The sequence below is a fragment of the Streptomyces chrestomyceticus JCM 4735 genome (assembly GCF_003865135.1).
Taxonomy (GTDB): domain Bacteria; phylum Actinomycetota; class Actinomycetes; order Streptomycetales; family Streptomycetaceae; genus Streptomyces; species Streptomyces chrestomyceticus.
This window is the reverse complement of sequence record NZ_BHZC01000001.1, coordinates 2,792,919-2,806,395: the sequence shown is the minus strand read 5'-3', so window position 1 is coordinate 2,806,395 and position 13,477 is coordinate 2,792,919. Positions and strand designations below refer to the sequence as shown.

Genomic DNA, 13,477 nt, shown 5'->3' with positions numbered 1-13,477 from the left:
GGGCACTTCTTTTCCTCGCGAATGGTTTTCCGTTGAAGCAAGAGGACGGGCCGGAGCCTCAGCGCTCCTTCAGGTGCGGAACGACCCGCTCCGCGAACAGGTGTACGGAACGCCACCCTTCGTCCACCGGCATCCCGCCGCACAGCGGATGCAGGATCAGCGACCCCGCCGGCCCCACCTCCCCGGCCAGCCGCACACACTCCTCCGGTGTCACGATGCGGTAGACCCCCTCCCGGCGCAGCGCTTCCACGTCGCCGGCGGTGGACCGCACGGCCGACTCCGCGCCGGGGGACTGCCACGAGGCGTACGTACGCGCCTCGTGCAGCAGATGCCCGCCGTACTCGGCCCAGGCCCGGTCCGGATCCTCGGACACGTGCAGCAGACTCGTGCGGGCGGAGGGCTGCAGCACCCAGCCCTCGGTCCCGTACTCGGCGCGCCGCGCGTGGTAGTACGCCTCCAGCTCGGGCAGATGCGCGCTGGGGAACAGGGGCAGCCCCAGCCGCGCGGCCCGGCGCGCGGCGGCCCGGGAACTGCCGCCGACCAGCAGCAGCGGATGGGGCTGGGTGTACGGGCGCGGGGTGACCCGCACCGTGCGGCCCCGATAGCGGAACGGCTCACCCTTCCAGGCGGCGAGCAGCGTCTCCAGCACCTCGTCCTGGAGCTTGCCCCGCCAGTGCCAGTCCCGGCCGTGCGCCGCGTACTCCTCGGGCCGGTAGCCGATGCCCGCCACGGTGACCAGCCGGCCGCCGCTCAGCAGATCCAGTACGGCGATCTCCTCGGCCAGCCGCAGCGGGTCGTGCAGCGGCGTGATCAGCGCGGAGACGGTGACGGTGATCCGCCGGGTGGCGCCCAGGACGGTGCCGGCGAACGCCAGCGGCGCCGGCATCCAGCCGTTGTCCGTGGCGTGGTGCTCCTCGGTCTGGACCGTGGTCAGGCCCCGGTCGTCGGCGAAGGCGGCCATCTCGACGGCCGCCCGGTAGCGCGCGCCGAGCGAGGCGGGGGTGGGGGAGGGATCGGCGAGGTTGAGGCGCAGGACCGTTACGGGCATGACGAACGTCCCCTTCACCGAGGCGGTGGGCCCGGTTGGCGAAGGGGACGCTAGCTGACGTCACATCAGGTGAGAAGGGTGCGGGCGCCGAATCAGCCGACCGGCGCCGGCTCCTCGGCCGGGACGGCGGCACCCGCGGGCACCGTCTCCCTCGGCTTCGGCAGCACCGCGAAGACCACCGCGGCGATCACGATCGTGGCCGCCCAGCCCAGGCCGTGCCTGCCCGGCCAGGTCTCGGCCAGCGGACCGGTGAACCAGGTGACCTTGGTCAGGCACAGGCCCACCACCAGGGCCGCGGCCCAGGCCGTCAGCGCCTGCCAGCAGAAGCCGCCCGCGTACCAGTAGCGGCTGGTGCGGCTCACGTTCATCAGGCTGTCGCCGTCGTAGCGCACGGCCATCTTCCGGCGGCGCGCCATGTCGACGGCGTACACCCCGATCCAGGCGGAGAAGGACACCGCGAGCAGCGTCAGGAAGGTGATGAACTGGCCGATGAAGTCCTTGGCCACCAGCATCATGAACGCGCCGCCGACCAGGCTGATGATCGCGTTGATGCTCACGGCCATGGCGCGGGGCAGCTTGACGCCCATGGTCTGCGCGGTGAAACCGGCCGAGTACATCGACAGGCTGTTGATCAGCAGCATCCCGACCAGCGCGGTGAGCAGGTAGGGCACCGCCAGCCAGGTCGGCAGCACCGAACCGAGGAACGACATCGGGTCGGTGTTCTGGTTGGCCAGGTCGGGCTTGGAGACGGCCATGATGCCGCCCATCAGCACCATCGGTACGAGCACCAGGGCCGCGCCGGAGATGGTGGTGCCGACGATCTTCTTGCCGGAGGCGGAGTGCGGCAGGTAGCGCGCGAAGTCCGGACCGGTGGGCACCCAGCTGATGCCGCCCGCCGCGATGGTGCCGATACCGGCGATCATCAGCGCGGTGCTGCCCGCCGACTGGGAGAAGATCTTCCCCCACGGCATCTCGGCGATCAGATAGACCAGCACCATGACGCTGAAGACGCTGAACAGGTACGTCGAGTACTTGTTGCAGACGTTGAGCGCCTTCCGGCCCATGCCGCTGACCAGGAACGTCGTCGCGACGAAGAGCAGCAGCGTGATCACGGTGAGGACGTTGTTGGCCTCGATGCCGAACAGCAGCTTCAGGACCGTCAGCACGGCGTACGCGCCACTGACCGCGTTGATCGTCTCCCAGCCGAAGCGGGCCACCCACAGGATCGCGCCCGGGAAGTAGTTGCCCCGCACGCCGAAGGCGGCGCGGGAGAGCATCGCGCCCGGCGCGCCGCCCCACTTGCCGGAGACCGACAGCACGCCGACCATCCCGAAGGAGAGGACGGAGGCGATGGCGGCCACGATCAGGACCTGCCAGAAGTTCAGACCGTTGGTGATCACCAGGGAGGCGCCCATGGTGAGCAGCAGCACGCTGATGTTGGCGGCGACCCAGGTCGGGAAGAGTTCCCGGACGCGGCCGTGGCGTTCGTGGTCGGGGACGGGCTCGATGCCTCGTTGCTCGACGGCGCCTTCGGTTTCAGGAGCGGACATGGTGTCCGTGGACGTGGTGCCCATGGTGCAGGTGTCTCCGTGCGGGTTCAGGCAGCGGCTGTGATGCCTGGCGAAGGGGAGGGGGTTGCCAGGACTCTACGCGCGTTGCGCAGCCGAGAGCTATCGTACTTTGATCCAACTTCGGTTCATACGCCTTGTTGTGTCCAACGACGACCGTGTACGGGCCCCGAACTCGTCCGAGCCTCCTGGATGATCGACTGAGACGCAGGTCAGGTGGGGTGAGTGGCGGTGCGGGAGGGGCCCCTCGGCGTCCGGTCGACGTAACGGAAAACGGCGGCACGCCCGGCGCGGGGGTGCGCGCTCCGGCGGGCGGGCGGCGTCGGACCGGGTCGTGCGGCCTACCTGCGCGGACGATCCGGGGCGGTGTTTTCACGCCCCGGAGTGTGGTATGCGATGTCCGGACTTTTCCTCCAGGGGGCGGCGAGCGGCCCCGCGGCAGGTGAACCCGGACAGGCGAGGTCCAGGTTCGGCGTGTGCGGTCCCGCACGGCAGGGTGTGACCGATACTGGACGGGTTATGGACATCGTCATCCTTGCTGTAGTCATCGCTGTGGTCGCGCTCGGCGCGATCAGCGGGCTCGTCGTCAGCAGCCGCAAGAAGAAGCAGCAGTTGCCGCCGGCCCCGCCGACCACCCCGTCCGTCACCGCGCCCCCTGCGGAACCGCAGGTCGGTGAGGACGCCGAGACCCCCGCGACGAAACCCGTCGCACGATAGAAGAAGTCGACCTGCCGCCGGCCGGGGCGCCCGTCGAGGCACCCGCCGAGGAGCCGGTGGCCGAAGCGCCGCCCGCCCCCGCCGCCCCCGAGGTCGAGGTCCCCGAGCCGACCGCCGGCCGGCTCGTACGGCTCCGCGCCCGGCTCTCCCGCTCCCAGAACTCGCTGGGCAAGGGTCTGCTCACGCTGCTCTCCCGCGAACACCTCGACGAGGACACCTGGGAGGAGATCGAGGACACGCTGCTCACCGCCGACGTGGGCGTCGCGCCCACCCAGGAACTGGTGGAGCGGCTGCGCGAGCGCGTGAAGGTGCTCGGCACCCGTACGCCCGAGGAACTGCGCGCACTGCTGCGCGAAGAGCTGCTCAAGCTGATCGGTACGGACCAGGACCGCGCGGTCGCCACCGACAACGCCGTGGGCAAGGACGGCCAGGAGATCCCCGGCGTCGTCATGGTCGTCGGCGTCAACGGCACCGGCAAGACCACGACCACCGGCAAGCTGGCCCGGGTCCTGGTCGCCGACGGCAAGTCGGTCGTCCTCGGCGCCGCCGACACCTTCCGTGCCGCCGCCGCTGACCAGCTCCAGACCTGGGGCGAGCGGGTCGGCGCCCGTACGGTCCGCGGTCCGGAGGGCGGCGACCCGGCGTCGATCGCCTTCGACGCGGTGAAGGAAGGTATCGCCGAGAGCGCCGACGTGGTCCTCATCGACACCGCGGGCCGGCTGCACACCAAGACCGGCCTGATGGACGAGCTGGGCAAGGTCAAGCGGGTCGTGGAGAAGCACGGCCCGGTCGGCGAGGTGCTCCTCGTCCTGGACGCCACCACCGGCCAGAACGGCCTGGTGCAGGCCCGCGTGTTCGCGGAGGTCGTGGACATCACCGGTGTCGTGCTGACCAAGCTGGACGGCACGGCCAAGGGCGGCATCATCGTCGCGGTCCAGCGGGAGCTGGGCGTACCGGTCAAGCTCGTCGGCCTGGGCGAGGGCGCGGACGACCTGGCGCCGTTCGAGCCGGAGGCATTCGTGGACGCCCTGATCGGCGACTAGGGCGGGCAGATGGCCTTATGGGCAGAGCCGGTTCGGTACGGCCCGGTCGGGTATGGCCGGTTCGAGTACGGCCGGGTCGGGCCTGGCCGGTTCGGGTACGGCCGGTTTCCAAGAGCCCCGCAGCGGATGATCGCTGCGGGGCTTTTTGGTGGGCGGGGGGAGTGGCGTGGCGGGCGGCGCGGTGCCGTCCGCGCCCGCGGTCACGCCGCCGACCGGTGGCACACGTACGCGAGGGTGCCCAGCAGCAGCCGGGCCTGCGGCGGCCGCCCGGCCGTGTCCAGGGTGGGCGGCCGCAGCCACCGCATCGGGCCGAGCCCGCCGAGGTCCGACGGCGGGGCTGTGACATGGTCGCCGGGGCCGCGCGGACACAGGTCGAGGGCGGCGTCGTCCCAGCCCATCCGGTAGAGCAGACCGGGCAGCCCGGCGGCGGCGCCGGGCGCCACGAAGAACAGGGCGCGGCCCGTCGGTGTGGCGGCCACCGGGCCGAGCGGCAGGCCCATCCGTTCCAGCCGTACGAGCGCGCTGCGCCCCGCCCCTTCCGGCACTTCGAGGATGTCGAAGGTCCGGCCCACCGGGAGCAGGACGGCCGCGCCGGGCGTCCTCGCCCAGACGTCGGCGGCCTTTTCCAGCGTCGCGCCGGCCGCCAGTCCGTCCGCGTGGGCCAGCGGGTGCGCGCCGGGGGCGGCGCAGTCGTCCGCACCGCACGAGCAGACCGTACGCCCGTTCCCGCCGCGGGCCGCGCGGGCGCCGGGCACCACGTCCCAGCCCCACAGTCCCGTGTACTCCGCCACCGCCGTGATCTCGGTCGAGCGGGAGCGACGCCGTGAACCGGACCGGATGTCGCGGATGCCGCCGATCGTGAAGCCCATGCCTCCTCCAACGGGTGGTACGTGCCAGTGGTTACGTGTCGGAGCGAAGGTGTGACGCTCCATCAGGAGAGGTCGGTTTCCGTGGCGCGTTGTGGTGCGGTGGGTGGTGCGGCGCGCGACGCGCGCCCGTGCGCGCTCCTTTCCGTCCGTCTCCTCTCGACCTGTGTCAAGTCAATCGCGAGGACCGGTCGGGGAGTTCATTCAAAGGGGTGGCGAATGGTGGCGTTTAGCGGATCGCCCTCGCCGTGGGCGTGATCGTAGGATTACTTTCGGTGCACTGCCTGGGGCGGGACGCCTCGGGTGTGGGTATGCCGGAGGCAACGCACCGGCGGGTGAACCCTCCCGAATCGGGTTGGCTCAATTCCGTGGTCGGGTAGGTCCATCCCGTACCGGTCGCCGCAACAGACGGCATCCTGTGGGAGGTTCAACGGCAACCTGTGGCAGATTCACGGGACGCGGCCGCGACGCACAGCGGCAGGACGGCCGTGCGGAACGGAGTGCGAACAGCGCGGTGGCGCGGTACCGAGGCGCGACGGCGACGAAGAGCGGCGACGGGCCGGCACGGCGGAGAAGCGGCAGCAGCAGGACCAGCGGTACGGAACACGCAGGTGTCACCGGTCGAGCGGGGCCGGGCACGACGAACAGCACACGCGGGCCGGCGGCAGGACACGCCGGACCGGCAGACGCAGGAAGCAGCAGAACGGGAAGTATCGCGAAGCGACACGGACGCGAAGTGCCGAAGACCGGAGCATCGGCGCCGACGACCGGTCGTACCGGCGCACCCCGTAGGGCCGACGGCTCTACGGGACGACCGGTCCTCCGGGACCGGCGGACCACCGTAGGGCGAGCGGAAGTACCGGAGCGACAGCAATACCGGGACGACAGCGGTACCGGAACATCGGCAGTACCGGAGCATTCGGCAGTACGGCAACGACAGCAGCACCGGAACATCGGCTCGAACGACAGCAATCCCACGACGTGGGCGCGGCGGCGCGGCAACCGGCCGCAGCGGCCACACGGCGGCCGGGCACCGGCGGGGCGGCACCCTCCACGTACCGCACCGGACCGGCACGGCGGCCGCGGCAAAGACTCCGCGCCGGCGCAATGAGGCACCGGGGCGGTCCGGACCGTATTAGCGGACGTATGGAAAAGAAACTCGGAAGCGGCGAAGAGCGGCGATGCGAAGCGATGACGCGGCGCAGTGAAGCAAGGCAGCAATCGGAATGGGGGCGTTCCAGTGGGCGGCAGTGGCGGCACCGGCGCTGACAAGCGCCCCAACGAACCGTTGGGCTCATGGTTCGTGCGCAGCGGCTGGTCGAAGGGCGAGCTGGCACGGCAGGTCAACCGGCGCGCCCGCCAGATGGGCGCGCACCACATCAGTACCGACACCTCGCGGGTACGGCGCTGGCTCGACGGCGAGCAGCCGCGCGAGCCCATCCCGCGCATCCTCTCCGAGCTGTTCTCGGAGCGGTTCGGGTGCGTGGTCGGCATCGAGGACCTCGGCCTGCGTTCCGCGCACCAGTCCCCGTCCGTCTCCGGCGTCGACCTGCCCTGGGCCGGCCCCCAGACCGTCTCGCTGATCAGCGAGTTCTCCCGCAGCGACCTGATGCTGGCGCGCCGCGGCTTCCTGGGCACCTCGCTGGCGCTGGCCGCCGGGCCCGCCCTCATCGAGCCGATGCAGCGCTGGCTGGTGCCGGTCTCGCCGGGCCAGGCGTCCGCCGCGCAGCAGGCGTCCCAGGAGCGTTCCCGGCGCTCCAACCGGCTGTCCACCCCGGAGCTGGACCTGTTGGAGTCAACGACCGTGATGTTCCGCCAGTGGGACGCCCAGTGCGGCGGCGGACTGCGCCGCAAGGCGGTTGTCGGACAGCTCCACGAGGTCACCGACCTGCTGCAGGAACCGCAGAGCGAAGAGGTCTCCAAGCGGCTGTTCAAGGTCGCCGCCGAACTGGCCGAACTGGCCGGGTGGATGAGTTACGACATCGGCCTGCAACCCACGGCGCAGAAGTACTTCGTGCTCGCCCTGCACGCCTCCAAGGAGGCCGGTGACCGCCCGCTGGGCTCGTACATCCTCTCCAGCATGAGCCGCCAGATGATCCACCTGGACCGCCCGGACGACGCACTGGAGCTCATCCACCTCGCGCAGTACGGCAGCCGCGAATCGGCCACGCCCCGTACGCAGGCGATGTTGTATGCGATGGAGGCGCGGGCGTACGCGAGCATGGGCCAGCCGAGCAAGGTCAAACGCGCCGTGCGGATGGCCGAGGACACCTTCGGCGACGCGTCGCCCGGCGACCCCGAGCCGGACTGGATCCGCTTCTTCTCGGAGGCCGAGCTGAACGCGGAGAACGCCCATTCCTACCGCGACCTCGCCTACGTGGCCGGGCGCAGCCCGACCTACGCCTCCCTCGCCAACCCCGTGATGCAGCGGGCGGTGGAGCTCTTCTCGCAGGACCGGGAGCACCAGCGTTCGTACGCGCTCAATCTGATCGGGATGGCGACGGTGCACCTGCTCCAGAAGGAGCCGGAGCAGTGCGCCGTCCTGGCGCAGCAGGCCATACCGCTGGCGAAGAAGGTCCGCTCGGAACGGGTCAACACCCGGCTGCGCAAGACCGTGGACACCGCGGCGCGGAACTTCGAGAGCGTGGCCGAAGTGATCCAGCTCAGCGACGAACTGGCCCAGCAACTGCCGGAAACCGGCGTGGAGGCCGTCTGACCGCACCCCCGGACCGCCCCCTTCCCGCCCCGTTTCTTCGACCGCATCTCCACAGACCCCGGCCGCGGCCCGTCACCCCGTACAGCTCGACTCGGCTCCCCCACGCCAGGTCAAACGGGTGACAGCCGCGGTCGGCTTTGTGGGTGGGGCAGCGGGTGGCCGGGAGCGGGGCGTCCGGTACGGGCGAGGTGCGGCGGTCCGGTTCGGACGTCGTCGTTTCGGTGGGTTGCGGGAGGTACCGGGCGTGGCGGGCTGATCTCGGAGTTCATGGGGGCGTAACACTGACGAGGGCTTCGTCACCGTGGGGAAACACCGACGGGTCATGGCCGAAACGGTGCTGCGACAACCTCGTGGCGAAAGTCGGCCCACCCGGAACCACGCCCGCACGGGCCGCATCGACGACAGGAGACGCCGATGCCCCCAGGCATCATGACGCTCGCGGCAGAAGAGGCCACCCTGAGTCCGGCCAACACCGGCTTCATGCTGATCTGCACCGCTCTGGTGATGCTCATGACCCCCGCCCTCGCCTTCTTCTACGGCGGCATGGTCCGGGTCAAGAGCGTGCTGAACATGCTGATGATGAGCTTCATCAGCCTGGGGATCGTCACCGTCCTGTGGGTGCTGTACGGCTTCGGGATCGCCTTCGGTCAGGACACCGGCGGCTTCCTCGGCCGGCCCGGCGACTTCGCCGGGCTCAGCGGCATCGGCCTGACCGAACTGTGGGGCACCACCTCCATCCCGGTCTACGTCTTCGCGGTCTTCCAGCTCATGTTCGCGGTGATCACCCCCGCGCTGATCAGCGGTGCCCTCGCGGACCGGGTGAAATTCACGGCGTGGGCGCTGTTCATCGCCCTGTGGGCCACCGTCGTCTACTTCCCCGTCGCGCACTGGGTGTGGGCGGAGGGCGGCTGGCTCTTCGACCTGGGGGTCATCGACTTCGCCGGCGGTACGGCCGTCCACATCAACGCGGGCGCCGCGGCCCTCGGCGTGATCTTCGTCGTCGGCCGCCGCATCGGCTTCAAGAAGGACCCGATGCGCCCGCACAGCCTGCCGCTGGTGATGCTCGGCGCCGGGCTGCTGTGGTTCGGCTGGTTCGGTTTCAACGCGGGCTCCTGGCTGAACAACGACGACGGCGTGGGCGCCGTCGCCTTCGTCAACACCCAGGTCGCCACGGCCGCCGCGATGCTCGGCTGGCTCGGGTACGAGAAGATCCGGCACGGCTCCTTCACCACCCTGGGCGCGGCCTCCGGTGCCGTGGCAGGGCTGGTCGCGATCACTCCGGCGTGCGGCGCGGTCAGCCCGCTGGGCGCGATCGGGGTGGGCGTCATCGCCGGAGTGCTGTGCGCGATGGCGGTCGGCCTGAAGTACCGGTTCGGGTACGACGACTCCCTCGACGTGGTCGGCGTCCACCTCGTCGGCGGCGTCGCCGGGTCCCTGCTGGTCGGCCTGTTCGCCACCGGCGGCGTACAGAGCGACGCCAAGGGACTCTTCTACGGCGGCGGCCTGGACCAACTGGGGAAGCAGGCCGTCGGTGTCGTCTCCGTGCTCCTGTACTCCCTCGTCGTCTCCTTCCTCCTCGCCAAGGTCATCGATGTGCTGATGGGCTTCCGGGTCTCCGAGGACGAGGAGGTCGCGGGCGTCGACCAGGCCGCGCACGCGGAGACGGCGTACGACTTCGGCGGCACGGGCGGTGGCGTGGTGGCGCGCGCGGGCGTGGGTACGGGGGGAGCGGCCTCAGCCGCCGGACCGGCCCTCGGCAGCGGCTCGTCCCCGTCCCGGGAAAAGGCGCGGGGGAAGGGCCACGATAAGAGTCATGGCACGGGCCGAGGCGCGAGCCGGGACTCGGACCAGGACGGGGACGAGGGCTCGGACACGAACCAGGGCAAGGGCGCGGGGCAGGGGAAGGGCCAGGGGCCGGCCCCGGCTTCCGGTAGCGAGAAGAGGGTGGACGCGTGAAGCTCATCACGGCAGTGATCAAGCCGTACCGGCTCGACGAGGTGAAGGAGGCCCTGCAGTCGTTCGGCGTACACGGCCTGACCGTCACCGAGGCCAGCGGATACGGCAGGCAGCGTGGACACACGGAGGTGTACCGGGGAGCGGAGTACACCGTCGACCTGGTCCCGAAGGTCCGCATCGAGGTCCTCGTGGACGACGCGGACGCCGACGAACTGATCGACATCGTGGTGAAGGCGGCCCGCACCGGCAAGATCGGCGACGGCAAGGTCTGGAGCCTCCCCGTCGAGGAAGCGGTCCGCGTCCGCACGGGCGAACGGGGGCCGGACGCGTTGTAGGTGCGGGTGCGGGTGCGGGTGCGGGTGCGGGTGCCGACGCGGGTCCGGGGCAGCGGGGATGGAATGGGCCGGGGCGGGGCGTCCTGGCCGTCGGCTCCGAGTACCGGCTGCGGGTCCCACCTCCTGAGTCCACCTCCGCCGCTGCCCTTGCCCCTGCTCCAGCGCCCGTCCCTGCTCGCGTTCTTGCAGAGCCGTACCCGCCACGGGTGGAGGAGCGCGAGTAGGAGCGCGAGGGCGGGGCCTTTGAAGATTCGGTATCTGGGGGCCGACATGACCAAGGAGCGCCTGAGTTGAGCGAGAGCGTGCGGAAGACGGCGGAGGACGGCGACCAGCGCGCCGCCGGTGCCGGAGCGGCCGGGCCGAACGCCGCCACGAGCCAGGCAGCGGACGCGACCACCGCCTTCACGGAAGCACCGGACAGCCCGCAGGACCCGCCCCCGCCCCCGGCCTCCGCGGACAGTAAAGACAGCTACGCCTCGGACCGGCTGCGGCTTCTGCAGGACACGGGCCAGGAAGGGGCTGCGCGCCGGGCCGCCCTCGCCCGGCTCACCGACGACTGGCTGGCCGGTCTGTTCGAGCGCGCGGCCGGCCGCACCGGCTCCGGCATCGCGCTGGTCGCCGTCGGCGGCTACGGCCGCGGCGAACTCTCCCCCCGCAGCGACCTGGACCTGCTCCTGCTCCACGACGGCAAAGCCGGCGCCCGCACGGTGGCCGAACTCGCCGACCGGCTCTGGTACCCCGTATGGGACCTGGGCCTCGCCCTGGACCACTCGGTACGGACGCCCGCCGAGGCCCGCAAAGCCGCTCGCGACGACGTCAAGGTCCAGCTCGGTCTGCTGGACGCCCGCCACCTGGCCGGCGACCCGGAACTGACCGGCGCCCTGCGCGGCACCGCGTTGGCCGACTGGCGCGAACAGGCCCCCAAACGCCTGCCGGAGCTGCGCGAGATCAGCCGCGAACGCGCCGACCGCCAAGGCGAGTTGCAGTACCTCCTGGAGCCGGACCTGAAGGAGGCCCGGGGCGGGCTGCGGGACGCCACCGCGCTGCGGGCGGTCGCCGCCTCCTGGCTGGCCGACGCACCGCGCGAGGGACTGGAGGCAGCCCGCACCCGCCTGCTGGACGTACGCGACGCGCTGCACCTGACAACCGGCCGCGCCACCGACCGGCTCTCTCTGCAGGAACAGGACCAGGTGGCCGAAGCGCTCGGTGTACTGGATGCGGACGTACTGCTGCGGCAGGTCTACGAATCCGCCCGCACCATCTCGTACGCGAGCGACGTCACCTGGCGTGAAGTCGGGCGGGTGCTGCGGTCCCGGTCCGTACGCCCCGTACTGCGCGGGCTGTTGCGGGGCCGTACGGCCGGAGGCGGGCCGGGGCGGGGAGAGCGGTCTCCGCTCGCCGAGGGCGTGGTCGAACTGGACGGCGAAGCCGTCCTGGCGCGGACGGCGCGGCCGGACCGCGACCCGGTGCTTCCCCTGCGCGCCGCTGCCGCCGCCGCGCAGGCCGGACTGCCGCTGTCCCTGCACGCCGTGCGCCGACTGCGGACGGGTGCCGCCACCCGGCCCCTGCCCGTGCCGTGGCCGGCCGAGGCACGCGAACAACTGGTCACCCTGCTGGGCGCGGGCGCACAGACCGTACCCGTCTGGGAGGCGCTGGAGGCGGAAGGGATCGTCACCTGGCTGCTGCCCGATTGGGAGCGGGTGCGCTGTCGTCCGCAGCGCAACGCCGTGCACCGCTGGACCGTCGACCGGCACCTGATCGAGACGGCCGTCCGCGCCGCGGCGCTCACCCGCCGCGTGCACCGCCCCGACCTGCTGCTGATCGCGGCTCTGCTGCACGACATCGGCAAGGGCTGGCCCGGTGACCACTCCGTCTCCGGCGAGACGATCGCCCGGGACATGGCGGCCAGGATCGGCTTCGACGCCCGGGACGTGACGGTGATCGCCACGCTCGTACGGCACCATCTGCTGCTCATCGAGACGGCCACCCGCCGGGACCTGTCCGATCCGGCGACGATCGAGGCGGTCGCGGACACGGTGGGCAGTACCGGCACGCTGGAACTGCTGCATGCCCTCACCGAGGCCGACGCACTGGCGACCGGACCCGCGGCCTGGAGCGCCTGGCGTGGGTCGCTCGTCGCCGATCTGGTGAAACGCGTCACGGCGCGGCTGGCGGGGGAGACCGCACCACAAGGACGCCCGGCGGACGAGCCGACCGCCGAGCAGGAGCGCCTGGCCGTCGAGGCGTGGCGTACCGGAGGCCCGGTCCTCACCCTGCGCACCCGGGCGGAGGGCCACGGCGAAACGGACCCGCCCACCGGTCCCGTCGCAGGTCCGGGCGCCGCGGCAGCTCCGGATCCGGATCCGGAGCCGGTGGGCGTCGAACTGCTGATGGCCGTACCGGACCAGCCCGGCGTGCTGCCTGCCGCAGCGGGCGTCCTCGCCATGCACCGCCTGACCGTCCGCGCCGCGGACCTGCGCAGCGTCGATCCCGGCGGCGAGGGGCCGGTGCTGCTGCTGAGCTGGCGAGTGGCCGCCGAATACGGCTCTCTCCCGCAGACCGTACGGCTGCGGGCGGACCTCGTACGGGCCCTGGACGGTTCGCTGGACGTGTCGGCCCGGCTGGCCGAGCGCGAGCAGGCGTACGCGCGCCGCTCGCGCGGAATGCAGGCCCCGCCGCCCCGGGTGACGGTCGCCTCCGGCTCCTCGCAGTTGGCAACCGTGATCGAGGTACGGGCCCAGGACGCCCAGGGACTGCTGCACCGGATCGGCCGCGCACTGGAGTCCGCGCGGGTCACCGTACGCAGCGCCCATGTGAGCACGCTGGGAGCGAACGCGGTGGATGCGTTCTACGTCACGGACGAGAAGGGAGCCCCCCTGGCAGACGAGGTGGCCGTGGAAGTGGCACGGACGGTGGAGAACGCCTTGAAGTAGCCACGCAGGCCGCCTGCCCGGTGCGGGGCGGAGCACCGATGCCGTGCCCGATGCGGGCCCGGACTCCGGAACCAGCAAGATCAACAACACGGGGATCATCGCCACAGACGGGAATGCCTCCGCAGGCCGCACCGTCTCGGCAGGCCGCACCGCCTCCGCAGGTCGGATCCCCTCCGCAGACCGCACGGCGCCCGCAGGCCGCCCCGCCTCCGCACGCCGTCCCGCTCCCGTCGACGGCACGGGCTCTCCTGACACCGCGCCTCCGTGAGACGGTGGGTGCTGCGGGATGCGCAAG

At 71.6% G+C, this 13,477-nt stretch carries 7 protein-coding genes and 1 pseudogene; 5 read left to right on the top strand and 3 right to left on the bottom strand.

Annotation, left to right across the window (positions count from 1 at the left end; all coding sequences use genetic code 11):
- Positions 1-58 precede the first annotated feature (58 nt).
- Positions 59-1,048 carry an LLM class flavin-dependent oxidoreductase gene (locus EJG53_RS11445; protein WP_125044756.1) on the bottom strand — a complete coding sequence of 330 codons (990 nt, stop codon included), beginning with the start codon at positions 1,046-1,048 and terminating at the stop codon, positions 59-61.
- A gap of 92 nt (positions 1,049-1,140) precedes the next feature.
- On the bottom strand, positions 1,141-2,622 hold the full coding sequence (locus EJG53_RS11440; RefSeq protein WP_125044755.1) for a purine-cytosine permease family protein: 1,482 nt from the start codon (positions 2,620-2,622) through the stop codon (positions 1,141-1,143).
- Positions 2,623-3,135: 513 nt separating this feature from the next.
- On the opposite strand from EJG53_RS11440, the pseudogene ftsY reads away from it, so the two are divergent.
- Positions 3,136-4,376 (top strand): annotated as a pseudogene (gene ftsY, locus EJG53_RS11435) (signal recognition particle-docking protein FtsY).
- 200 nt (positions 4,377-4,576) lie between these two features.
- Here the strand turns inward: ftsY and EJG53_RS11430 are convergent.
- Positions 4,577-5,245, bottom strand: a complete 669-nt coding sequence (locus EJG53_RS11430) for a bifunctional DNA primase/polymerase (RefSeq protein WP_125044754.1) — start codon at positions 5,243-5,245, stop codon at positions 4,577-4,579.
- A 1,237-nt stretch (positions 5,246-6,482) separates the two neighbouring features.
- Between EJG53_RS11430 and nsdA the strand changes: the two genes are divergently transcribed.
- The 4 genes from nsdA to EJG53_RS11410 all read left to right on the top strand — a co-directional run bounded on the left by nsdA (position 6,483) and on the right by EJG53_RS11410 (position 13,182).
- Complete coding sequence (nsdA, locus tag EJG53_RS11425) at positions 6,483-7,958, top strand: transcriptional repressor NsdA (RefSeq protein WP_125044753.1); 1,476 nt, start codon at positions 6,483-6,485, stop codon at positions 7,956-7,958.
- Positions 7,959-8,372: 414 nt separating this feature from the next.
- The gene (locus tag EJG53_RS11420; RefSeq protein ID WP_174856396.1) at positions 8,373-9,914 is read left to right on the top strand and encodes an ammonium transporter; all 1,542 of its coding nucleotides are present in this window, start codon (positions 8,373-8,375) and stop codon (positions 9,912-9,914) included.
- Positions 9,911-10,249 carry a P-II family nitrogen regulator gene (locus tag EJG53_RS11415; RefSeq protein ID WP_030018395.1) on the top strand — a complete coding sequence of 113 codons (339 nt, stop codon included), beginning with the start codon at positions 9,911-9,913 and terminating at the stop codon, positions 10,247-10,249. Before EJG53_RS11420 ends, EJG53_RS11415 begins: the two co-directional genes overlap by 4 nt.
- 485 nt (positions 10,250-10,734) lie before the next feature.
- On the top strand, positions 10,735-13,182 hold the full coding sequence (locus EJG53_RS11410; RefSeq protein WP_244955612.1) for a [protein-PII] uridylyltransferase: 2,448 nt from the start codon (positions 10,735-10,737) through the stop codon (positions 13,180-13,182).
- The last annotated feature ends 295 nt before the right edge of the window (positions 13,183-13,477 follow it).